General features: G+C 33.8%; 22 protein-coding genes. 10 read left to right on the top strand and 12 right to left on the bottom strand.

Features of this window, described 5'->3' with window-relative positions; all coding sequences use genetic code 11:
* The first annotated feature begins 2 nt into the window (after nt 1–2).
* Both NEF87_RS11190 and NEF87_RS11185 read left to right on the top strand, forming a co-directional pair.
* Nucleotides 3–1,274 carry an MFS transporter gene (locus NEF87_RS11190; RefSeq protein WP_457919874.1) on the top strand — a complete coding sequence of 424 codons (1,272 nt, stop codon included), beginning with the start codon at nt 3–5 and terminating at the stop codon, nt 1,272–1,274.
* 384 nt (nt 1,275–1,658) lie between these two features.
* Nucleotides 1,659–2,723: a hypothetical protein gene (locus NEF87_RS11185; RefSeq protein WP_457919873.1), complete on the top strand. Its 1,065-nt coding sequence runs from the start codon at nt 1,659–1,661 to the stop codon at nt 2,721–2,723.
* A gap of 65 nt (nt 2,724–2,788) precedes the next feature.
* On the opposite strand, the gene NEF87_RS11180 is transcribed toward NEF87_RS11185, so the two are convergent.
* From NEF87_RS11180 to gatE, 3 genes are all read right to left on the bottom strand, one after another.
* Entirely contained in the window at nt 2,789–3,412 is a 624-nt protein-coding gene (locus tag NEF87_RS11180; RefSeq protein WP_457919872.1) for a hypothetical protein, read from the bottom strand.
* A gap of 113 nt (nt 3,413–3,525) precedes the next feature.
* Entirely contained in the window at nt 3,526–4,953 is a 1,428-nt protein-coding gene (gene gatD / locus NEF87_RS11175) for a Glu-tRNA(Gln) amidotransferase subunit GatD (protein ID WP_457919871.1), read from the bottom strand.
* Nucleotides 4,954–4,965: 12 nt separating this feature from the next.
* Nucleotides 4,966–6,960, bottom strand: a complete 1,995-nt coding sequence (gene gatE, locus NEF87_RS11170; protein ID WP_457919870.1) for a Glu-tRNA(Gln) amidotransferase subunit GatE — start codon at nt 6,958–6,960, stop codon at nt 4,966–4,968.
* Nucleotides 6,961–7,244: 284 nt separating this feature from the next.
* On the opposite strand from gatE, the gene NEF87_RS11165 reads away from it, so the two are divergent.
* Nucleotides 7,245–8,558, top strand: a complete 1,314-nt coding sequence (locus tag NEF87_RS11165) for a hypothetical protein (RefSeq protein WP_457919869.1) — start codon at nt 7,245–7,247, stop codon at nt 8,556–8,558.
* An 88-nt stretch (nt 8,559–8,646) separates the two neighbouring features.
* Here NEF87_RS11165 and NEF87_RS11160 read toward each other — a convergent pair whose 3' ends face one another.
* Nucleotides 8,647–9,813 (bottom strand): CaiB/BaiF CoA transferase family protein, encoded by a 1,167-nt coding sequence (locus NEF87_RS11160; RefSeq protein ID WP_457919868.1) that lies wholly within the window; start codon nt 9,811–9,813, stop codon nt 8,647–8,649.
* 92 nt (nt 9,814–9,905) lie between these two features.
* Here NEF87_RS11160 and NEF87_RS11155 point away from each other — a divergent pair, with 92 nt between their 5' ends.
* The 3 genes from NEF87_RS11155 to NEF87_RS11145 all read left to right on the top strand — a co-directional run bounded on the left by NEF87_RS11155 (nt 9,906) and on the right by NEF87_RS11145 (nt 12,753).
* Nucleotides 9,906–11,039, top strand: coding sequence for a 4Fe-4S binding protein (locus NEF87_RS11155; protein ID WP_457919867.1), 1,134 nt, complete (start codon nt 9,906–9,908; stop codon nt 11,037–11,039).
* 79 nt (nt 11,040–11,118) lie between these two features.
* Nucleotides 11,119–11,940, top strand: coding sequence for an enoyl-CoA hydratase/isomerase family protein (locus NEF87_RS11150; RefSeq protein ID WP_457919866.1), 822 nt, complete (start codon nt 11,119–11,121; stop codon nt 11,938–11,940).
* 183 nt (nt 11,941–12,123) lie between these two features.
* The gene (locus tag NEF87_RS11145) at nt 12,124–12,753 is read left to right on the top strand and encodes a hypothetical protein (protein WP_371806626.1); all 630 of its coding nucleotides are present in this window, start codon (nt 12,124–12,126) and stop codon (nt 12,751–12,753) included.
* A 26-nt stretch (nt 12,754–12,779) separates the two neighbouring features.
* On the opposite strand, the gene NEF87_RS11140 is transcribed toward NEF87_RS11145, so the two are convergent.
* The 3 genes from NEF87_RS11140 to NEF87_RS11130 form a co-directional block, all read right to left on the bottom strand.
* On the bottom strand, nt 12,780–13,070 hold the full coding sequence (locus NEF87_RS11140) for a hypothetical protein (RefSeq protein ID WP_371806625.1): 291 nt from the start codon (nt 13,068–13,070) through the stop codon (nt 12,780–12,782).
* Nucleotides 13,071–13,079: 9 nt separating this feature from the next.
* Entirely contained in the window at nt 13,080–13,388 is a 309-nt protein-coding gene (locus NEF87_RS11135; RefSeq protein ID WP_457919865.1) for a MoaD/ThiS family protein, read from the bottom strand.
* Between the two features lie 69 nt (nt 13,389–13,457).
* On the bottom strand, nt 13,458–14,822 hold the full coding sequence (locus tag NEF87_RS11130; protein WP_457919864.1) for a hypothetical protein: 1,365 nt from the start codon (nt 14,820–14,822) through the stop codon (nt 13,458–13,460).
* Nucleotides 14,823–14,981: 159 nt separating this feature from the next.
* Between NEF87_RS11130 and NEF87_RS11125 the strand changes: the two genes are divergently transcribed.
* The gene (locus NEF87_RS11125) at nt 14,982–15,944 is read left to right on the top strand and encodes a zinc ribbon domain-containing protein (protein WP_457919863.1); all 963 of its coding nucleotides are present in this window, start codon (nt 14,982–14,984) and stop codon (nt 15,942–15,944) included.
* Nucleotides 15,945–16,030: 86 nt separating this feature from the next.
* Nucleotides 16,031–16,744, top strand: coding sequence for a hypothetical protein (locus tag NEF87_RS11120; RefSeq protein WP_457919862.1), 714 nt, complete (start codon nt 16,031–16,033; stop codon nt 16,742–16,744).
* 59 nt (nt 16,745–16,803) lie between these two features.
* Here the strand turns inward: NEF87_RS11120 and NEF87_RS11115 are convergent, their stop codons facing one another.
* On the bottom strand, nt 16,804–18,093 hold the full coding sequence (locus NEF87_RS11115) for a radical SAM/SPASM domain-containing protein (protein WP_457919861.1): 1,290 nt from the start codon (nt 18,091–18,093) through the stop codon (nt 16,804–16,806).
* Between the two features lie 92 nt (nt 18,094–18,185).
* Nucleotides 18,186–18,821 (bottom strand): hypothetical protein, encoded by a 636-nt coding sequence (locus NEF87_RS11110; RefSeq protein ID WP_457919860.1) that lies wholly within the window; start codon nt 18,819–18,821, stop codon nt 18,186–18,188.
* 195 nt (nt 18,822–19,016) lie between these two features.
* On the opposite strand from NEF87_RS11110, the gene NEF87_RS11105 reads away from it, so the two are divergent.
* Nucleotides 19,017–19,604, top strand: coding sequence for a hypothetical protein (locus tag NEF87_RS11105; protein WP_457919859.1), 588 nt, complete (start codon nt 19,017–19,019; stop codon nt 19,602–19,604).
* A 51-nt stretch (nt 19,605–19,655) separates the two neighbouring features.
* Here NEF87_RS11105 and NEF87_RS11100 read toward each other — a convergent pair whose 3' ends face one another.
* The 3 genes from NEF87_RS11100 to NEF87_RS11090 all read right to left on the bottom strand — a co-directional run bounded on the left by NEF87_RS11100 (nt 19,656) and on the right by NEF87_RS11090 (nt 21,964).
* Complete coding sequence (locus NEF87_RS11100; protein ID WP_457919858.1) at nt 19,656–20,231, bottom strand: hypothetical protein; 576 nt, start codon at nt 20,229–20,231, stop codon at nt 19,656–19,658.
* Nucleotides 20,232–20,436: 205 nt separating this feature from the next.
* On the bottom strand, nt 20,437–21,591 hold the full coding sequence (locus NEF87_RS11095; RefSeq protein ID WP_457919857.1) for a hypothetical protein: 1,155 nt from the start codon (nt 21,589–21,591) through the stop codon (nt 20,437–20,439).
* 112 nt (nt 21,592–21,703) lie between these two features.
* Entirely contained in the window at nt 21,704–21,964 is a 261-nt protein-coding gene (locus NEF87_RS11090) for an LPXTG cell wall anchor domain-containing protein (protein WP_457919856.1), read from the bottom strand.
* A gap of 466 nt (nt 21,965–22,430) precedes the next feature.
* Between NEF87_RS11090 and NEF87_RS11085 the strand changes: the two genes are divergently transcribed.
* Nucleotides 22,431–23,525, top strand: coding sequence for a hypothetical protein (locus NEF87_RS11085; RefSeq protein WP_457919855.1), 1,095 nt, complete (start codon nt 22,431–22,433; stop codon nt 23,523–23,525).
* The last annotated feature ends 69 nt before the right edge of the window (nt 23,526–23,594 follow it).

Below are 23,594 nucleotides of genomic sequence, written 5' to 3'. Positions count from 1 at the left end.
ATATGGCATCTGTGAACCAAATTACAGCGACAAAAGATACCTTCCACCATTATCTGCTATTTTGGTTAGGTCAATTGGGTTCTCTTCTTGGATCATCGATAGTGGAATTTGCTCTCATTTATTGGATTACAATTGAATCACAAAGTGCAACAATTTTATCAATTACTGCATTTCTTTCAATTCTGCCGAGAATATTTGTAACTTTTTTTGCTGGAGTGTGGATTGATCGTCTAGATCGAAAAAAAATAATTGTATTTACTGATTTTTGTCAAGCGTTGGCCACCCTCATTCTTTTCTTTTTATTCGTGTTCAATTTACAAAGCGTTTGGGTTGTACTTGGAATTATAATTATTCGTAGTGTTTTTCAATCGATTCATAGACCCACAGTAGCAGCTATTATTCCTGTTATGATTCCAAAAGAAAAACTTTCTCGAATGAATTCTATTAATATGATTGCATCATCAGCGATTTTTACAATTGGACCCATAGTTTCTGGAATATTAATTGGATTTATGGATATCAAGTTTATATTATGGATTGACGTCGGATCTTTTTTAATTGCAGTTATTCCAACGCTTCTTATTACGATTCCTTCAATTTTAGGATCTTCAAAATTGAAAGATGAAGAAACTTCATTTATTCACGAAATGAAGGAAGGCTATCACATTATCATGCAAATTCGGGGCATGTTTGCCTTTTTCATGATGGCTATAATTGGCAATTTTCTTCTTAGTCCCTCAGGAGTACTTCGACCATACTTCATAAGTATTTATCATGGAGGTGACGCTAAGATATTGTCTTATTTATCTGCGGTTTCTCAAATTGCAATGATATGTGGAGCAATCTTTATCGCTATAAAAAAAAATTGGAAACATAAAAGCATCATTATGATAGTGGCTCAATTTCTTGTTGGAACGGGATATTTAATAACTGGTTTAGCATCTAAAAGTAATTTTGTAATAATTGGAGTCGGTTTGTTTATCCTTGCCTTTGGAATACCCATACTAAATAGCCTGTATATGACAATTTTGCAAGAAAAAGTACCTCTAGATAAGCAAGGAAGAGTGAATGCAATGGATATGGCTTTATCTTTTTCAATCATGCCCATATCAAGTCTGATCGCTGGCCCCCTCGCTGAATTAATAGGGATAAATATTTTATTTATCATATTGGCAGGGTCATATATGGTTATAACTCTCCTTTTTGCATTCTTTTCTGATTATAGGCAAGTAGATAAAGGGGAACTTTTATCTGATTACAAAGAACAAGGATAATTTGATGTTTTCCACTTTTTCCAACTGTTGTTTTTTATTATTTTCAAATTTCGAAGGGGATGAAAACCTTTTTAAACTTGAAATACCTATAATTCTATAGGTTTCAGTAATTTCGATAATTGGGGAAAATAAAAATGTATTATTACTATGATGCGAAAGTTTTACATCCGGGAAAATTTGATGATTCTGATTATAATAAAGGCAAAAATCAACAAATTCTCAAAAACTCCTTTCTTTTGTTTAAAGAAAATCCCATACAGGAGTCTATTTTTGTCGAGTCCTGATTTTTTCTAACACTTTTTTTGTAAAATTTATTAAACCTTAAAAAATGCTTCTACCTTTGTAATATAACACAAAATTTAAACAAATTAGGATTAAATACCCATGGAACTCCATGAACATTTGTATGAAGGAAAATTCAAGGAAATTGAACAAGAAATAGTGCAATTCTATAAAAATTATGCAAATAATCTTGGGAGAAATCTAAAATTATCCGTTATATATGCTTATCTCGTGATATATGATAGTTTAACTCAAAAACAATTAAAAAAACTTACCAAATATTCATATAGTACCATATCTACTGGATTAGCTCATCTGGTTCAAATGCGAGTGATAAAAAAAAACCTAATTGCTGGCACCCATACGCACTTGTATAAACTTCCATCATGTGAGTTCATCCCATTTAATTATCAACCTTTTTCCAATATACTCGAACGGCTTAATAATCTATTCAAATATATCAAACAAACCATCCAAAAATGTCACTCCTTGATGGATATTTATCCTGTGAAAAGTCAATTTTTTATTTATCGTCTCAATGGCATACTTAATTATATTCAAGCTCAACAAAGAAACTTCGCTATAAAAGGAAAAACAATATTTTTGCCTGAAAACGATAGATTATTACCAATTTCCCAAGAAATCACTGATTTTCCTCCCGAAATTGAAGCTATCGAATTTGATATTGTATCCTATCTTGTGGAAAATAAGTTTCTTTTTGATTCAAAACCTATTTTGAGCAAAATTATGGCTTATATCATGTTACGGAAGAATATAACTCAAAAAAAATTACAAGATCTTACTGGAAATTCCTCTGGTGCGGTGTCCCAAAAATTGAAACAATTGTTAGATAAGAATCTCATTAGTAGGCTTCCTTTTGAATCTCCTACCACTCCCCGTATTTTCCAAATCAAATATATATCACTTAACTATATGGATTTTATAATAAGGGATAATCGGATTATTTTCGATTTCACTCCCCGCTTAGAAGCAATTCAAAAATCCCTCATCGAAGAGAAAGAAAAATATTCATCTCTTCATGGTTATAACTCTATTTGTAGCAAAGTAGATCATTTAATCATCTCCACTCAGCGCTTTACTTCCGTTGTTGATTCTTTTTCCCAAGAAAGAAACATAGTTGCCGATTTAATAGAAGATACTGCATAAAAAAAAAATTCATTGCTAAGGTGTTAGAATATGAATTATTAAATAAATACAGCCAACTTGTGTTACTATACTTGACTATTTTTGTCACTTATTGCTTCATCAATTAATTCATTAGCCCGAATGCGTGCATCAAATGAACCCATGCTCTCGCCATTAATGGAAGCTATTGAGATCTCCCTTTCAGTTAATATGTCTACTGTTTTATGGCGTCCATTTTTTCGTACCAATTTCTTGATATCATCATTTGAAAGGACTTCCTTTTGCTCGGCGATGATTTCTTCCCGATAGATCTGTTTCTCTAAAATATTATTTTTTTTGTAGGCTTGTTGGGCGAATAATCGCAAAGGACCTTTCACCAAGTTGGGAACAATAATATTTGACAAAAATAGTAATAGCAATAGAGATCCAGTAGCGGTAAAATAAAAATCGTTTGTATAAGATCCCCAATAAAAAGGGAATATGATTGCAATGATGTAAAACAACCTTAAAGCCACTCTTTTTTTTATTAAAGAATCATGAACTTCGGGTTCAAGTTTTTTAAAACAATCAATACACAATTTTTTCACTGTACATGTATTGCAAATTAATTTTCCACATCCCGCACATGTTGGGTTTTGATTCAATGTAGATTCATGTTTTCCACATCGCTTACATTTATAGTCCTTTCGATGAATTCTATTGTACCACATTTTTTTCACTTTTTGTTGATAGAAATTTGTTCAAATTGCCTATTAAATTATTTGGCTAAAAGTTCAATTTGATCAATAATCGTGAGGAAAAAAATGAAAAAGAAAATAACCGCTTATCTGTAGGCATCAAAACGGGGATTTGGATCTAATTTCTTTAAAAGATCATCCATGCCTGGTTCTACACCTTGCATGAAAAGATAACCTTTATTAGGTTCGCGATAGGTTATTTCTCCTCGGAGATTTGTACCCATTATTTTGCGTACTTCATCGTAATTACGAGTTTGACCCAAAGTCCAGATCATTTTAGCATAAGCTGCGGAGGGCAACATATTCATTCCTTCCACCACTCCACGGGCTAACATATCTCGCCCCGTTTCATATACTCGAAGGTTTGATGATCCAAATAGGGGTTCAACAACCATACAAATGGGAATTTCTGCTTCTTTAGCTCGTTCAAGAGCTGGAAACATGTAGGAACTCACATGTCCTAATCCTGTACCTGTAATTACTACGCCATGATAGCCTTTATCAATGACTGAGTCCAAAATGTCGTTGTTCATTCCAGGATAGAAATACAACATCGCTACTCGCTCATCCATTTTATCATTGAGCCAAGTATCTTCTATATTTCCCCGAGGTTTCACATCATCTTTGAGAAATTTAATATTCTGATTGGCATCGATCATCCCAAGAGGGATATCACTTAGTGTGCGAAAAGCATCTCTTCGGGAAGAATGCATTTTACGGACTCTAACTCCGCGATGAATTAAATTGTAACTATCGCTGGAATTACCGTGCATACATACAACCACTTCTCCTAAATCTGCATGACCTGCAATTGTACTTGCATCCATAATGTTTAACGGTCCATCGCTAGAAGGTCGATCTGAACTTCTTTGGGACCCGACACATACAATTGGTGCTGCTAAATCTTGAAACATAAAAGAAAGAGCTGAAGCTGTAAATGCCATCGTATCTGTGCCGTGTCCAATAATTACACCGTTAGCTCCACTATCAAATTCCTTCATAATTTCCCGTGCTGTTTTTATCCAATACTCTGGTTTAAAATTTTCCGAAAGAATTCCATAGATTTTCTTGGGGGTTAAATTACATATATTCATTAATTCCGGAACAGCGGAGAATAATTCTTCGGGGGTGAAGGCTGGTAATACTGCTCCTGTACGGTAATCAAGTCTGCTGGCGACGGTTCCACCTGTGCCTAACAATGAAACATTAGGGAGATTAGGTTTGGTTTTAACTTCAACTTCTGGGAGTTTATAGGCTCCTTTTTGAAAACCAATTTCTTCCATTGTGCAGTCATCAGTAAGGAATACTCCAATATTATACCCTGTATCGACTTTAATAACCAAATATCCTTCTGAAGTGTTTTCACTGCGGGGTAATACAACTCCTTCATAGATTGCGTTCCCTTTTTGTATTTTAACTACACTCCAAACTCCAATATTTTCCTTGATCAAACGTTCTCGGAGTTTTCCTTGATATCCTGTAGGATCTTTTTCTATTTTCGTTTCGGTTGCCATGATACTCTCTCCTTAATTTGTAGCCTCCAATTGGGTTTGTACAAATGCATGAACCTTTTTACCGGGAATAGATCCTTTAATTTTCCGCATCAATATTCCCGTAATTTGATTGGTTTTGTACTGGATCAATTTAGATTCTGCAACTTGAATTAACTTGGCTTTAGATTTCTGAAATTTCTCAAATTCAGATAAGGCTTCAGAAAATTCTGTTTTTAGTTCCTCATCAGAGATTTTCTTGATCTTAAGATCATCCAAAATATCATCAATGGTCTTTTGGGGATTCTTGGCTTTTTGTTCCGTTATTTTCGGAACTTGAGCAAAGTCAAATTGACCTTCTTGGGCGGCTGTGAGGATATTGATCATATCAATTTTGGCTAAGGAATCAATTTCCACTTTATTGCGCCGTAAGGAAATCAGTGTGCTTTCTAAAAAGGTAAAAGCTCGTTTTGGATTAATTCGATACGTATTTACCATTTCTTCAAATATTTCTAATTTTTCATGACGAATAAGTTGCTCTACTTGCTTGAAAGAAAACCCATAATTCGCTTTATAAAATGCTTCGATATCCCACGGTTTTCGACCAATTGTGCTTTTTAAACCATGAATTTCTTCCATATCCATATCAATCATTGGAGTATCAGTATCTGGATATAATCTTCCCTTTCCATGAATTACGCGTAAGAATTCTGAATTTCCATCAAGAGTCGCCCTTCGAGTTTCTTGAGGGACTCCATCTAAGGCTATCTTAGATCGTTCAATCACCTTTTTCATAGCATGGATACACCATTTTTGAGACGCTACCGCCAAGAAGTAGGCATCGTCATCCCCAAGATTTAGTGCAGTTCTTATTTCTGAGTCCTTTTCCTTCGTTATTCTCTCAAAGAAATAATTCGAATCTGCTCCTTCACGTTTATATCGAAGTGCTTCTTTGTTAATTTCATGGGAGAGAAACATTCTATCGAGTTGAACTCCTGTGATAAGCGTTACTTTTTCCAAAATATCTAATCCAAAATCTTTTCCTGGTTGAATTTCTTCATTGTAAATACCCGCAAATTTGGGCAATCGAATGCCCATTACAACACAATCAGTTGGGATGTGATTAAATTTTTCGGACAAATCAGTATAAGTGTGTTCTAATGCCTCTTTAACAAGACCTCTTTCCTTCAAAGTATTAGCTATTTTAATTAACATGTCTTGGCGTAAAACTTCATAGCAGCACCATTTTCCAAATAAATTCAGGTTTTGTACTCCTTTCAATTCCACCCGATCACCCCCGGCAATACTGATGTTCACATCTTGTCGAGCGGCTCCAATTCCTCGTTTTCCAATTCCACTTATCCGAAGGGTTAAACCAATTAAACGGGCCGTTTTTTCCAGTTCTTTAGGAGTATCAACATCGCGATGATCTGTAATTACTTCGACTAAAGGCACACCGAGACGATCTAAACTATAGTGGACAGTTCGCCCTTGATTTTCAGTTTTAATGCGTCTTGCACTGTCCTCTTCCACCGTAATGTTAGAAATTCGAATTTTTTTCCCGTCCAGCATTAAATAGCCATCTCGACCCACAATAGTTGTGCGTTGAAAACCCGTTGTAATACTGCCATCTAAATATTGTTTCCGGGCAAAAATAATTTCATCCACTAAAGCAGACATATCAAACCAATGAGCTAACTTATATCCTTGTTTGATTGCACTGAGGTCAGGCCAATGAGGGGGCATTTCATCTTGTTCGTAAATACAACAGTTATGTTCCCATGCATTATAAATGCATCGGTAGCCTTTTTCATATTCTATCAGCATACCTGGATCAAAATCGCCCATTTCGCCCAATACTGGGCGAAAATAGCGTTCAAAGCGATAATCGGGGGCACGATTACTTTTGACTAAATCTGGTGGACAAAAACAAAATAGTTTTCGGTTGTCAGGAGAAATTATCTGATGATGTACTTCTAGTCCAGCATGAAAACCTAATTTTTCATAATCCACTTCTTTTGGATCGAGCATATCTTTCACTTTTCAAGTCTAATCATTTAAAAAATCAAGAATCTTCAAATCAGTTATATATGGTTATGGCAATGTCAAATGTTTTAAAAAGTCGTGGTTTATTCATTCCAATATCTAAATAAAAAAAAATGAGTTTTGGATTACTTATTCCATCATTCGGATCTATCAAATTACTTTTATTCCATTTATTAAATGATTTATATGTTTCAATTTTTTTTTTGAAGTTATTTATTGAGAACTTAATTTTTGGAAAGTTTTTTGTGAAGTGCTAAGTTTTTTTCTTTATGGAAGGAACTCAACGGAAACGTCTTTTAAGTTTAGACACTTCTCGAGGCTTTTATACATGTGTCATTATCATCGCTCACGCTTTTTCTCATCTAATGTTTTGGGATATGAGCCTAATTGCTTTAGAAGACTTTTCGATTGTTGCCATTATTATTTTATCTCCAATTATCATCATCGCGACTTGTGCACCAGTATTTGTTCAGATCTCAGCAAGTGCATTATCGTATAACTTTTATTTAGATGTTCAGAAATTCATCCAATCCCAAAAAGAAATACATACTTTATCTGAAAATCCAACCTCGATCTCGTTTAGAAATCCCATGTTACTCCGCATTATTAAAAAGAATCTCATCAATTATGCCGTTTTACTTGGTGCCTCACTTCTTCATGTATTTCTTTTTCATTATGGGCTTCATTGGAATGGTACCGTACAACACACGATCCTAACTGGTATTATTGAAACGGGAAAAATACTTCCCATCAATTATGAGGTCTTTTTCCAAACTGATGCGATCGGTCTTATCGCCATGAGTGGAATTTTTAATGTGGGCTTAATTAGCCTTTTATTATGTAAAGAAGGTTTTTATAAGCCTAAACGTAATTTAATGATACTTTTTGGCTTGGTTTTTGGATGGTTTATCCTTTCTCCTATACTACATTTGGTTTTCGATGATCTTTTCTGGGAAAGTCTCAATGCGGGTCAATATGGGATTACTCTACTATTAAAACTCATTGTAGGGCCTCCTCAGAGCATTTTCCCTAATTTTGCATTTGGATTTGTTGGGATTATCTATGGCTTTGCATTTGCTCAAGGAGAAAACTATGCCTTCTTTAAGAAGTCTTGTGGATTTTTAGCAATAATCTTTCTTGGAGCTGCTGGTATAGTTGTATTATTAAATGGATTTAGTCTTTCCCCTGATTCATTTGGTCTGTTTCTTCCTCTTGAAATCCAACTTCTCGATTTTGCAGTTATTCAAATCTTAACCCTTCTTTTCATAAAAAAAATTGAATTCTCCTCTACCTCACCAGAAATTCTGCGAAAAAGGACTCGTATCTTTCGTCAATATGGAAGTGTCACTATGACAGTCTATATGTTTGAGAGTGTGTTATGCCTTCTCAATATGTTGTGGTTCATCCCTCTTTGGAAACTGCTACCACAGACATCCTTTATATTACATCTGGAAGTGTTTACATTTGTTGCGATGCAATTATCTTTATGGTATGGTATTACTACGCTATGGAAAAGATCAAAGTATAAGTTTTCAGTTGAATGGTTTACTGTCCTCATACGAAAAAAAATACTGAAAAATTAAATAATTCAAATAAAAAAGAATACTGGATGATTATATTAGCCATCTTGCTAAATCAAATAAATTATTTGCCTCGTTCCCTTTTTTCTTCTTATTTTGAAATCTGAAATTCATTGAGTATTTCATTTGTATCTTCTCCTGCTAACGGAGCGGATTTTCGAATGGAAAGCGGGGTACGGGAATACTTGATTGGAGTTCCTAAATTTAAAATCTTTCCAAAATGTGGATGGAATTCTTCTGTAATCATATTGCGAAATCGTAATTGTTCGTGATTTATAGCTTCGGAATATTCCAACACTGGGGAAACACACGCTTGAACTTTGTGAAAAATTGATTTCCATTCTTCTTGAGTTTTTGTGCTGAATTTTTGACTTAACAATGAGTATATTTTTTCTTTTTCATCTTCAAGGACATTTAGTTGCGATTTCAATTCTGAAAGCCCCAAAGTATCGCATAATTGAAACCAAAACTTTTGTTCCAAACTGCCAATTGCCATATATTTCCCATCTTTTGTGCGGTATATTGTATAATTTGGAGTATTTCCATTAAAATTGCTTAAAGATTTTAGATTATTCGCTAAAACTGATGCAATGCCGAGTGGATTGAATGCAAAAGCACTATCTAACATTGAGATGTCGATGTACTGTCCCTTGTGATCTGAATTATTCCTTCGTTCAATTATTGCTCCAAGAATCCCAATTGCGGAATAAAAACCTCCACTAATATCTGAAATTTGATACATGGGGAGTTGAGGTGGTTTGTGTTCTTGTCCTTGATTTTTTTCTGTTTTTTGATAGGGCACAAAAAGGTTTCCCGATAGCCCTGCGAAGTTAATATCATGGCTGGGAAAATCGCTATGGGGTCCCGATTGACCATATCCTGTAAGAGAACAGTATATTATCTGTTGATTTAATTTTCTTACCGTGTTATAATCAATTCCTAATTTCTTAGTTATTCCTGGACGAAATCCTTCTATGATAACATCTGCAGTTTGTGCTAAAACCAGAAATTTTGCTCTCTCGTCTGATTTCTTCAGATTTAATCTGATTGATTCCTTATTTCGCATTAAAATCGTATCAAAGATAGGTTGTTTGATATTTCCTTTTTGATAACATGGAACAGAGGTTGGGTAGGAAAAATTGGGCTCTTCTATTCGTATTACTTTCGCTCCCAAATCTGCAAGAATCATTGTACAATAAGGTCCGGGAAGTAGTCTCGTTAGATCTAAAATCTTTATGTTGGCTAATGGTAATTTCATAGTTGATATTTGACTTAAATTAATTAAAAAACTTTCAAATTCAGTAATATTAGGAAAAAAAATTTATTAGTTCTACCAATAGTAGTGTCATGATGGCTGAAAACAATAACATTTACCGAAAACTACAACAAAGGTTGGATAAACTTCCAATTGGTTATCCTTCAACCGAATCTGGCTCTGATATAGATCTTTTGAAGATGCTTTTTACTCCAGAAGAAGCAGAAATAACCATTCATTTAAAATTGGCTCCAGAAAATCTCCCTACAATAATTAAACGACTTCAAAAACATCACATTTCTATTGAAGGATTGGAATCAACTCTAGATTCTTTAGGTGATAGAGGTTTGATAACGACTCATATAAATAGAAGTGGAATAAAGTATTATGCAGTTACCTTTCTCGCCATCGGTATTTTTGAATTTCAAGTTAACCGCATGACGAAGGAATTCTATGCTCTTTTTAAAAAATATTTAGATGAAGCTTTCCGCGATGAGATTTTGCAAACAAAAATTCCTCAGTTGCGAACGATCCCTACGGAAGGAAGCATTGCTCCGGATCTCCCAATTAGCACTTATGATGATATTCGAGCTATAATTAATGAATATACAAAACCCATTGCAGTGGCAAATTGTATATGCAAACAAGGGGAAGATCTTTTAGGAAACCCTTGTAAGGTGACTAAAAACCGTGAAATTTGTTTAGTTTTTGGTAGTGCTGCACGCAGTTATGTTCAAAAGGGGTGGGGGAGAATGATCACCAAAGATGAATGTAAAACAATCTTAATTAATGCTGAAAAGGATGGACTCGTGGTTCAACCTTCCAACACTCAAAAATTATTTGCTATATGTTTGTGTTGTGGATGTTGTTGTGAAATTCTTTCTTCAGCTAAGCCCCTTGATAATCCTGTTCAGTATTTTGCAACTAATTATCATGCGATTGTTCATGAAGATCTCTGCATTGGGTGTGGTCGTTGCAAACAACGGTGCCAAATGGATGCCATTCAAATTGTGGATAAAAAGAGTATAGTTGATTATACGCGATGTATTGGGTGTGGTATCTGCGTTCCAACGTGTCCTAAAGAAGCAATTGTTTTAGAAAGGAATAAAAAAGTCAAAGTTCCACCAAAGAACAGTGCTCAGCTCTACTTGAATATATTAAAGAAGAAGGTTGGAAATGCTAAATTTATGCTAATGTTAACTAAACAGTTGCTAGGCAATAAGATGTAATCTTAATGTATTTTTTTTTAATTTTTCTGAATTTGAAAACTGAAGCTTTTTCTAGATCCCCTACCAATTGTCATACATCATGGTGCAAGAACCTAAAGTTTTACTTGAAATGGATGATACCGGACAAATTGCCACTTTGTGGTTAAATCGTCCTGAAAAAATGAATGCTCTAAATTGGGCGATATTTTCTCAACTCGCAGACCATCTTGATGCACTAAGTTTCAATAAAAAAGTGCGGATTATCTTACTCAAAAGCAAAGCAAAAGTCTTTTCTGCAGGAATAGATTTGAAATTTTTAGCTGGACAAGATCCTACGGCACCAAAATTTGATTTTACTGGGTCACCCTTTCGTTACGGTATGAAAACCACATTGCAAAACATTTTTACTAAGATTGCAACTCTCGAAATACCGGTTATTGCCGTCATCGATGGAATTTGCTATGGATCTGGATTTGAACTCGCTCTTGCTTGCGATTTTCGTTATGCAACGACTCAATCTACATTTCAAATGAAGGAATCCTATCTTGGTATCATTCCCGATCTTGGTGGATCAACACGACTTTCGCGTTTAGTGAATGTTTCCCACACAAAGGAACTATGTTTAGCGGGACGATTGGTGAATGCAATTGAAGGATTTCGCATGGGATTCTTAAATGGAGTTGCAAATACTCCTGAAGATTTAGAGGGTGATGTAAATTCTATGGTTCAATCTCTTCTTCGGGCTGCTCCTCTTGCAGTTGGAATGGGAAAACGAATGATAGATGCATTATACACAGAATCCTGTGCTGAAGGGCTAGATCGAGAGGCCATGGTGAATTCGGTGTTAATAAATACGAAAGATTTCAAGATCGGAGTTGCTTCATTTTTCGATAAAGAAGATCCGAAGTGGCGGGGAAAGTAAAAAAATTTCTTTTTTGAAGAAATCACTTTTTTTCTATTTTCCATCCACAGGATTTTGAATTTTAATAGTAAAATTATTGAAAGGGATAATTAATAGAGCCACGAAAGGAAAAGACTAATAAGGTGAAACGCAAATTTATTGCTATTGGTTTAAAATTTATACCAATAAATTAAAGTGAAAACTATGAAAGACATGGGACAATTACTTGGTGCAATCTTCTTATCCGTTATAATCACCGGATCTGGTATGTATATTGCCTTTCCTTATCTCTATCCAACCTTAAAAAGTGATAATGCAGATCTTGTAACCCAAGATGATATCAAAGATTTTATTACAGCGGATAATTTAACAGCAGATGAAGGAATTCTTCTTCAATCCAAATATCAACAGTTTACTGATCATGCATACATACAAAGTTCTCAAACATCACTTCTGGAGATACCTGGAACCAAAATGAATATTACAATTCAGGAGAATTCTCGAATTTCTGCTGTCTTTTCTACACCTACATCTCTCTCCTTGACAAGTACGGCAGATCGAGTTATTAGTTTCCAAATCATTTTGGCAATTGAAGGAGTTGGTAACATTTCCACCTTAGTTATTAGTGTAGATGATGAAAATGATATCAGTTATTATCGCATTCGTACAGATCATATTCATCTCTATTATGAAACAGAGGAACTCCCTGCAGGAGTTTATAATATTCAAACTTTTTATAAAAGTTTCATTGATGCTTCAGGAGGTGCGTTGATGCTTTCGGATAATCCTGAAAAAGATTATCCAAGAATATTACTTGTCCAAGAATTAAAATAAATATTCCATGGACTTTTTTTTCCGAATTATCCCCCGCTCATAGGCGGAAATAGTGATATCGTAATCGATTTATGATGTTGATCTTTCCCATTCTGTTTTAGATCACAAATTGAATTAGATGCGACATGGATGAAATTTTTTCTTTGTTTTTCAGGTAAAGAAAGAAGTTTTGAAATATATTGGTCAATCGTAGTATTTGTTTGCTTTAAAAAGGTGAAAAATTGATCCACCGATGTTGGGGATGAGAACCTATAGGTTTTTTCCTTAAATCCAAAGATTTTAGGTAAATTTGCATATAATTTCAGTGTGATATTCATAGCCCAAATCTAACCTCCTCCGACAGGGGGAAAAATAAGAATGGTCTTAACATCTGGAGAGATTATTGTGTTCAAAGCGATATTATTGAAGAGGATTCGCCCATCAATTATTATCTTCACATAGGGTTGGAGGTTTTGATTGGCTTCGTCCACTACATTTTGATAAAATTCTTCACCATTCGGATAGGATTTACGGAGAATTTGTAAAAGATCATCCACTGATTGATTTTCGGAAAAATTGATGGAAGTTTCCTTAATACCGATAATTTCTCGTAAATTCGCAAAAAATTGTACCCGTAGGGTAAATGAAGCGCCCATCAATATTATTTCGCGGTCAGATCTAAAATAAGTTTTGCTAGTTAAAATAAAGAAGAAAGAAAAAATGAATTACTCAATATCAATTTCCTTAGATTGTTCCAAAGTAGAAACCTTTCCTTGATTCGAAGATTCATTATTCTCCCAATCTTGAAAATCTTTGTCTAATACTAACATAAATCCTGTCAAATCTTTTGCATTGGAGATAATCAGGGTATCTTGTTCTAATTTGAAGCCGGATAAATTATCTTTATTATCCAATAAGGTAGTTATCAATTCAATACGACTTAATCCTAAAATTTGTGCGACGTCGTTGATCTTGACATTATTACTCACTTCAAATAAATTTTCCAGTCGTTTCATTCGAATTTCAGTTGGAATCTGATCAAGATTTTGTCGGTTGCGTTTATCGCCGATATAGAAGGTCTTTCGTTCAAATAAATAACGTTCTTTCAAAGTTTGATACCTTTCCCTATCAAAATAGCCCAAAATCTTCCGATATTCTAAATATTCATGGAATAAATTATAATCAACGATAGAAAGGAGTATAGAAATAAGAAGCAAGATAATTCCTGTTTCTAATTCATAACTACTTGATAATAAAACTAAACTAGCAATTCCACAAATCAAAATAGCAAGTGGAAATAATATACAACCAAAAATGATAAATGAAATGAAATTAGTAAGTAGGGCAGATAATCGCCGGTAAACATCACTAGTTAAATGCTTATCATCTTGCTCTAAATAAAATTGTAGATGCTGTGAATCACCATTCAGGCATACATTGTATGCTTGTAGATTTGGTAAATATCCACGTTTTTTACTTAAATAATATGCAGGTATGGGTCTTCCGCACAATGTGCATTCATTAGTGGTGATTAATGGGCGATAATTTTTAACATAGAGTTTGAGAAGAGGATTTTGGATAAGAATTGTTCGTTCTTTCAATAGAGAGAAGGCAGAATCCTTTTTATCACCTAAAATTGCCCTGGCCTTATCGCTTCTAAATATTCCGATACTAATTCCAATAAACAGTAGAAGAATGCCTAACAGTATCATTAAAATTCCTAATGTGGCGTCTCTATAATAACGAGTTCGTTCATCAATATAAATTCCCCATCCAATTGTCCATGAAATAAATAGTGCCACGAAAATTACCGGAAACAGATATTTCTCCATAAATTGCAATCGTAATTTTCTCAATCGTCTATATGTTTCATAGAGAACATAATCATCATCCGTATCCATATAAAATTGAATATGGGCTTTGTCATCTTTTAAGCATACATGATGCTTTTGCAGTGAGTGGGCTTTAAATTTCGATTTTCCTAAGTAATATGCAGGAATCGCACGTCCACAAACATCGCACTTCCCGAAATCTGCTTTATGATATTTTTTATATATGTTATTGTATTTTGTAGTTTGTATATCACTCATGATATTTCCACATTTTTGTAACTTTTTCAGTAAATAGAAGTTATATTTTTTCCCAATAAGTCTTTTGTAAAGCTATTGGTTTTGCTGAACTTCTAGAAACGTTCTATCTTCTTACCTCATTTCTTTATATAACAAATGAAGATATTTTGATTGATAAAAATGCAATCAACATCTGATGAAATTAAATCGTATCGGAATAATGCCTTACATGATTTTGGAAATGCCATTCAAGATTTACTCGTGCCTTACTGGGTGTATTATCCCTTCAAAGCGCTTTTTTCTGTAATTGTTGCTTATTTATTACCTTCAATGCTGACATCGAGTGGAATCTCTTATGTATTGGATGATTATGGTGTCGCAATTCCTTTAATATTGGGGGGTGGTATAATTATCTTTGGATTTCCAGTGATTGTGAAATATTTCAGATATGTTTATCAAATGCGGAATACAAGCGCTCAAATTAATGATTTCCACTTCAAGAAGGCAAACCGCTATGAAATTTTGCGACTCTGTTTCATGGCTTTCTTGATACTCATGATTCTCGTTTTCATTGCTCTACTACTCCAAATGACTAATCAATCATCAGGATATTATGATTATTACGGAACCTACCGGCGAAATACTAATACTGGCCAAATAATTTCTTTAGGTATATTAGGGATGCTGATTGTGTTCGTCTTTTTGATCACAAAAGTTTTCTCAATCCTATCGATTATTGAGTTAAACCTATGGATAAAGGTTCAAGTTTATGCTGATCCAACAAATTTTGAGTTGATTTCCCTTGAATCAGGTTTAAATTTGATGAAATTGGGATGCATTATTTCATTTGTATCAGTACCCTTGGGGGATGCGCTATTCAATGTTGGCATTGCCAGATCGGGAAACGGTTTCAAGAAATTGGGGAATTTTCGTGATACAAATCTTAAATCTGATACCTTGGAAAGGGAGAATTCAACAAATTCTATGCACTTAAATCAACAAATGGAAATAAGTTCTCCTAAAAAAACTTGGAATCGCGAGCGATTCTGCCAATGTTGTGGTTCTCAACGATCGGAAGATAATGCGAGATTCTGTTCCAATTGTGGGGTGTTTTTCCAACCATCTCCCGTGAAAAATAGTTGATAAGTTAACTATTTTATTTCCCAAAAAATATGAAAGTTCGAAAGTCTTTCCTCATCTCTTTTAAATAAAAAATCGATTTGTAATATATGGAATCAATACTTAAAATGTCCAATAAACCTCTAAAACATTACTTTTTTTCCAGAATTTTGCTCTATCCATTAGAAATATTGTGTAATGTGTGGGTATTTCTCCTTATTCCGCTATATATAACTTCTGTTAATACTGACACTGTAAAATCGATTCATCACATAACTGAACCAATCTGGATTAGTTTTGTAATCCTTGGTGTAGTTAGTTTTATCGGTTTTTCTTTTAGTGCCGTAAAAATATTTGTAGATTCAAATTTTGTTTCGTTTCAAGCAGGATTTAAGCAATATAAACTATTTCTTTTGCTGATATTTCTTTTCATGATAATTCAAGGAGTTCTCCTTACAATATTTATGTTCAATTTTAATTATTTACATACTGCTTATGACTTCCATGTCATCAATGGTCCTGCTTTCATGTACAAAATATTTAGCTCAAATTATCGTCTTTTAGTTATTTCCTCTATTTTAAGTGTATTCAATCTTATACTAATGAAAATTTTACATTATAAATTAATTGGGTATTTAGATGGATTATTAAGCGAAACCATTTCCAATGCGAATCGTCCAGAAGATTCCAAACTGTTATCGCTTTCTAGTGCACATATGAGAATAGGGGTAATAATATCACTCTTCATCCCCATGATTGGTAATACTATCTATTTAGCTGGTCTTCACGAAGTACAAGCGTTAGTACCCCATAAAAGGAAGTAAAGGCACTCGTCCTACATCAACAGAAAAAATTTTTTTTTTCCTTTTCTCTATAATTCATTTCAAAAAATACATTTCACAATTCCAACACTGAATAAACACTCGTTACAATTTGGAGAGTTTCCCAAACAATCATTTTCATTGGTATTGATATAAAAACAATCTAAACTTGAATATGTGCAATCTCCACACCATTCAGCGGTTTTTCTCATGTCCCTTAAAAACTTCTTCAATTCGGTGAATTTTTTCGAATTATATAATTCTTCAATGGAATGGGTTGCTAGGCTACCATATTGGAAAGGTATTTCATCCCGGATGTGATCGTTCACATGAATTTGATGAGAGTGTAATAAATTATAGCAAGGGACTAGCTCGCCTTGAACATTTATCAGTATAGCCTTCTTAGCCGCATAAGGGCATTCTCGTCGCGTTAAATCGGGAAAAATAAAAGGGAGTTCTAAACGAATTTGATAATCATCAGCCAAAGTTTGCACTTCATGGAAAATTCGTTTAGTATCTTCAATAATCGCCAATTTCTGATAATTTCCAATGATTGCGGGAAGATTGATATCAATCCCCGATTCGCGTGCGAGGGTGATTTTTGCTTTAGATTTTGCCAGTAACTTTTCTGGCCCTCCCTTGTTTGCTTTTGTGTATAATGTGCTTTGAATAAGGCTTGAAAAGTGATCCCACGTCTCTTCCAAAATTTGACGGGATATTTCCCAACTTTCTTTTGATTGGGGAATGTAAAGTGTTTCTTTAATCATTTCTTCATGATAAGGTAGTACATGAGAAATAAAAATAGAATCCACTTTCAAATTATGACAAAATTCAATTAAATCCGGTAGATCATAAAGATTTGATCGCATTACTACGGATTCGATGGCCAACTCTTGAATTTTGTTGCTTTGTCGGAAGGTTGAAAGATTTTTCAAATTGTTTAATACATCCTCACTTGCTCCTTCTCGCATTTTTTGCAAACGGTTGAAATTAGAGGTATCCAATGATACGACAATTCGATTGATTCCATATGGAAGAATTTGAGTTAGCAATTCTGGAGTCAACAATGCTCCATTTGTGGTAAAATCAATTAATCCTGTGGGAGGGAGATGTTTTCTGGTAATTTTCAAAATTTCTAAAAAATCGGGGTGCATTAGTGGTTCGCCTACTCCGTATAGAACAATTTTTTTCACATTTGGAAATGCTTCTTTGGCTATCTTGCGATATAGGGATATATCAATTGATTTTGAATGATTTTCGCGCCCATTTCGTAGACACATTGCACAACTAAAATTACAGAGTGTAGATATTTCTATTTGTAGTATTTCAGGGTAGGTTGGGATATCCGACATAATAAATCCTTGTTTATTTTAAAGTAGGGGGATTCAAAAAACAACGCATAATAATACAAAAAAGAAATCTCACCTCACCCTATACAACTTCATCAATCGATAAGGGGAAAATGTTCGAAATTATTGGTAAATTCCACATTTTTATAATCCATTTTCTTGGATAGCCCATGCAGGACGAATATTTGATCCATAAATTTTCCGAAGTTAATGAAAATCTGTCGAGATGGAAAGAAAGCAGGGTAGAGTTGAACTTTCTGTTCAGGGTTGGTCCCTTGTAAGAAAAGATTGAAAAACTGTTTTCCGCCGCTCATAAATTCCGAAGCGGTTTGAATCAACACCATTCTTTGGATCTCTTGAAATTGAATTGTTTGAATTCCTGTAATTATTTTTTCCTTATCGCAATCAATTATTAATGGTTGGAGGAAAAACGCTCTTGACAAAAAAACAAAATAATCTATTATTATTCCAATCCCAATCGAAAAGCTCATAATCACCAATCCAAACCATGATGGGTGAAAAAAAACCAGATTAATAATCCAAACTCCCACTAAAAAGATAATAAAGCATCCAAAGACAATGATTTTTATTAAATTGTAATAATAGATTATAATCTGATCTTCTTGACTGGAGATATGGAACTTTTTGGATTGGGTCAATTCCGATGTTTCTATGAGCTCTCGATAACTGGGGAGTAGTGTTGATTTTTTAAATGGATCATATCCATTCATGATTGAACTTTATCGTCTCAACCTTAAAGTATTATTCGCGTGGTTTAAACTACCACTATTCAAATCGAACTAACACTTCTTAACATGATTTTCAGATATTCAATGATTATTTGTGTTAGTTACTTTTAAATAGTGGTAGTTATTTAAATAAGTTTAATGTGAAGTGTTAGTCCCATTGACAAAGGTGTAAAAAAATTGTCACATGGAAAACGCTATTCAGCAAAAGAACGAAAAGAAATTTTACTTTTTTTGGAAACCCATACTTATGAAGAGACTGTGAAGGAATTTGAAGTCTCTCAAATGACTCTCGCGAGATGGGTTAAACGGAAAAAAGAACGGGAAACTCGTTTTCCAACCTACTCGTTTCCAGAAGCACAAATTCCTGAAATCCAAACATTGATAAAAATATTAGAATTGATGGATGAAATTAATACGGTGTTCCTCGTTTCCTCCACTGGACAACTTCTAACTTCTCCCAAATCTCCTCCAAACATCGATCAAACTCGGATGGTTCCTCTTATTTCAAAATTACTTGCTACCATTGATGTTTATTCTCAAGATCTGCTTCAAGTCATTGATCAAAAAGCACAATTTCCAGAAAATATTCCCCTATTTTCTGAAATTTTGATCAAAACTGCTTTTGGAGTGGTATTTGTCGTTGGATTAAGTCCCAAAGTCGTAATTATGATGATTTTCAATAAATCCTGCTCCACAGAAGATATTTTTAGGAAGCATCATCAATATATTACTCAAATCTTGACTGAACTTAAGAAAACGCTCTGAGGGATATTTTCAGGGATTTTTTTCAATAAAATAAAAAATGATTTAAAAAAATTATGCTTCCCATTGATGCTTCACGGGACCCAAGATTAAAATTAATACTGCAGGAATTAATACCAATAGTCCTCCCCATCCATCAGTAAAAATTTCCAAGATGATTCCAAGCACTAACATTTTAGGGACTCGATATTTACCAAATTTCCAAACATCGTTAATTAATCCTTCCCAATCTTTTTTACCACACATGATAGCAAAAGGTTTTATAAAAATGCCTGCCAATGCTAAGGAGATTGCTCCTCCGATAATTGCCCAGACAAATGCGCCAACATATCCATATTCGGCTAAATTCACTGCTGCTACAATTATACTTACTATTATGTTAAGTACAATTAAAATCCAACTTAATTTTCCCGCTAAGGAAATAAATGGTTCTAATGTATTCCACGTACTGGGATTATAATTTGGAGATGCAGTAGTGGTGGTAGTTGGGCTGTTATTCGTTGCTGTGACGTTTCCTTCAATGGGTTTTTCTAGAGATTTTTGGTTGACTTGAAAACCACATTGTTGACAAAATTGCACTCCGTCAATGGAGGCCCCACAGCTTGGACAAAACTTATTTTCTTCAGTCATATTAATACCTCTGTACTACTACTTTGAACTTCATTCTCTAAAAAGCTTCTTCTTGAACACTTTCCAAAGGAACTTTCTGATCGGATTCCTTAATTTATGGTTCAGTATTTCTGCATTGAATGTCCCAGAAAAAAAAAGATTAAGAGTTTCTACCTTTTAACTCAATTATCAATCTCTATACGTGCGATACTATTTTATTCAGCGTTTATTTGCCTTCATCCAAAGAAACTAAAAAATTTTTACGATTTGCAGTTTTTTTTATCTCATGCATATAATCTGGAATGAATGGAAAGAAATCTCCTAATAAATCCGTTGCTTTTCGAAAATGGGCTTTATTTATTACACCCTTCTCCATTTCCTCAATCTCTTGTGTAAATGCCTTGTTAAACCGTTTTGTAAAGGATTTTAATGCCTTTCGCAATGATTTAGATGCTTTTGTAGAGATGATAATAAATAGCAAAGGAGAATTCGCTTCTCTTTGTAACAATAATACGGCCTTCTCGAGATGAATCTCATGGATATTTCCCTTTTGAAGAGTTGCATTGAAAATGGCATCCAACCCAGTGCATAAACCTGAAAATAATGTATCATTAACTATCGGTGTTGCATTACTTTCTCGCCAATTATAGGAGTATATTGTCATTCCTGATTTAATTTCTAAAATATGTAAGTGGAGTGTTTTAAATGGGACCATAAATGCCAGTTCCGGAAATTTAATGAAATAGTAAGTAAGATAGCCGAAACCTATAATTGAAAGACCTGTGTTAATAAAAGGACTTATCAAATTGAACTGATATGTAAAAATTCCCCTAATTATGATTACTAATGTTGCAATTAATGCATGGAATGAAGTTTGTTTTAAATGTTTTGGCACTTCAAAATAAATACGTAAAGTTAAGAATAATAAAAGCCCTGCCCAGAAAAGTGACATCAATGAAAACAAAATTTGCAGATTTCCTTCTTTATAGGAGATCTGGAAAATACCACCTGTATATTCAAACAAAGAAAAAGTATTTTCAAAATCAAAAGCACTGATGATCATCATTCCTGCTAGAAATGCCCATAAAACCATTTTGGGTGTATTAACTCTTTCGCGACACACGAAATCTACAAACCAATTTGTAAATAATACCTCGATACTCATAAAAATGATGAACATCGCAAAAATTGTGTAGGATAAATATAGATTTGCTATAGTAAACAGCAAATTCGCTATAGCCACAGAAAAGAAGAGTAATGATAATATCGCCAGATGACGATATCTGGTGCGGATGTAACTGGACAAGACGACAAAGAATAACACAAACATCACAAATGTCGTCAGTAAATCATTCAACGCAAAAAGAGTCCAGTTCACCATCGTCGTAATTATAAGACTGTTACGTCCTATAAATTCTGATCTTTTAGATTTATTATTGAAAAAAAAACACTGTAGTATCAACTATTGATTTAAATATTGAAAAAAATTCGGATTATCTGTCTAATCCTTCCTTTTTCCTTCTCCATAATAGGCTCAATGCTCCAATCAGACTGAAACCAAAAATCAATAATGAGGAAAATTCCGAAATTTTCAAACAAATATCTTCCCCATCCGATAACTCGGTTGTATCTTTTAGCACTGTGGAAGTTATTATATCTGATACTTTCGTGTTTATTGGCGGAAAATCGTTGATTGATACTATTATTACTACTCGTAACTCATATCCTGAAGTGTGCGTGATAATTACTTCCAATGGATAAATTCCTACTTGAAAAGTTGAATTGACGGAAATAGTTCCATTTACGGCGATAAAGAAAATATTTTGGATTTCTCTAACTTCAAATCCTCATTGAGGAACAAAAACATTTCTGAATAAGCAATACAAGTTTGAAGGTGATGTGGTTTTAAATCAATTTTTAGTACATTTTTGACTCCATTCCATTAATTATGAGAAGGAACAATCAATTTTCCAATGGTTTTTAGGATATTTCTCTAATTTTTATTAAAAATGATTCCCAATTTTGTTCCTCAAAAATCATATCAATAATGCAAGTAGTGTTATCATTTGATTCTATGTGATAATGAAATAAAAGTGGTTTAAATGGATTAAAGAATATTATAATGACTCATAATGCATAAAAATAGCTAAAAATGATAACACTTTAATAGCTTATCTACCATTATTTTGATAATTATTAACTAAAAAAAAAATGATGACGATGAACTATAAACAATTTTATCAACATCTCATAGAAAGTACCCTTCTTTGGATATTCAGTTTGGCGGGATTTGCTCTTTTTATTCATGCATATCGTATCGAAATGTCTGTTACTGATTTTGATGAAGGGCTAGCCCTTGCTGTTTTTATTCCTTTGTTCGCCTTCTGCATTTATTATTATTTCATGCTCAATACCTTCACTCATAACATCAAAAATAGCTTACTGCTTCCAACTGAATCCAATATTCCAGAAGAGATCATTAAATTTGTTATTATTTGCTTGGATTTATTTTTATACACAACTTGGCAGATTGAGCCTATGGATAATACCTTGATATGGTTCTTTCTGATTTTCAATGGTGTATTCTTGATTATTTATTTCTTATCGATAAAAATTTCTCAGAAGGAAGAGCTCAATCAATATTATTTGACACAACAAAAAGCCAATCCTCAGCTATCCCTTTTAATCGTTGGTGGAGCCCTGATTTTTAGTCTTCTGTCATTATGGAATAATTTTATTGTCTTTCCAGTCTCGATCTTATATGGAATATATATTTCGGTAAAAATCAATCACTTTTTTAATCTTCAAGATCAAAAAAGTGTCGTCCTTCATTTTTTGGTAATTTTTGGATTGGTGAACATGATTTTTTGGTTATCGGCAAGCATTACACACACAACCCGTGTAGTCGTTGATCATCTCGCTCTCCCTTCCCTTTTACAATATATTCCAACTATATTTTTTGGAGTTAATATCGCAATAATGTTTCGCTTGAAATTTTATAATATGTGTCAGCAATTGACCTTTATTCCCTCTCTCATCCCTGAAACTGGTCCCAATAATCTCCCTCCATATTATCAGGAAGATATTAGCTCTCCACGATCAAATTTTTCGCAATATCAGTGTCCTCAATGCGATACAAAAATCGATGAATCCATTTTGAGTCATTTGTCCCATTCAATTTCGTTATTTTGCCCTCATTGCGGAAATAGAATATTCCAACACGATTTAGTTTCCAAAACTCCTCAACAAATAGTTACTGAACACCAGAAGATCTTAACTTCTCTAAACCAAGGAAAAATGGATCGCGATATTTAAAAAAACTTGAAATCATAAGAAGGGATCAAAATCGGAAAATCTAGTGAGGAGAAAATCGCATTTACCAAG

Source organism: Candidatus Lokiarchaeum ossiferum, assembly GCA_025839675.1.
Taxonomy (GTDB): Archaea; Asgardarchaeota; Lokiarchaeia; order Sigyniarchaeales; family Promethearchaeaceae; genus Lokiarchaeum; species Lokiarchaeum ossiferum.
Note: the sequence above shows the minus strand (reverse complement) of the source record. Positions and strands in the feature narration are given on the sequence as shown.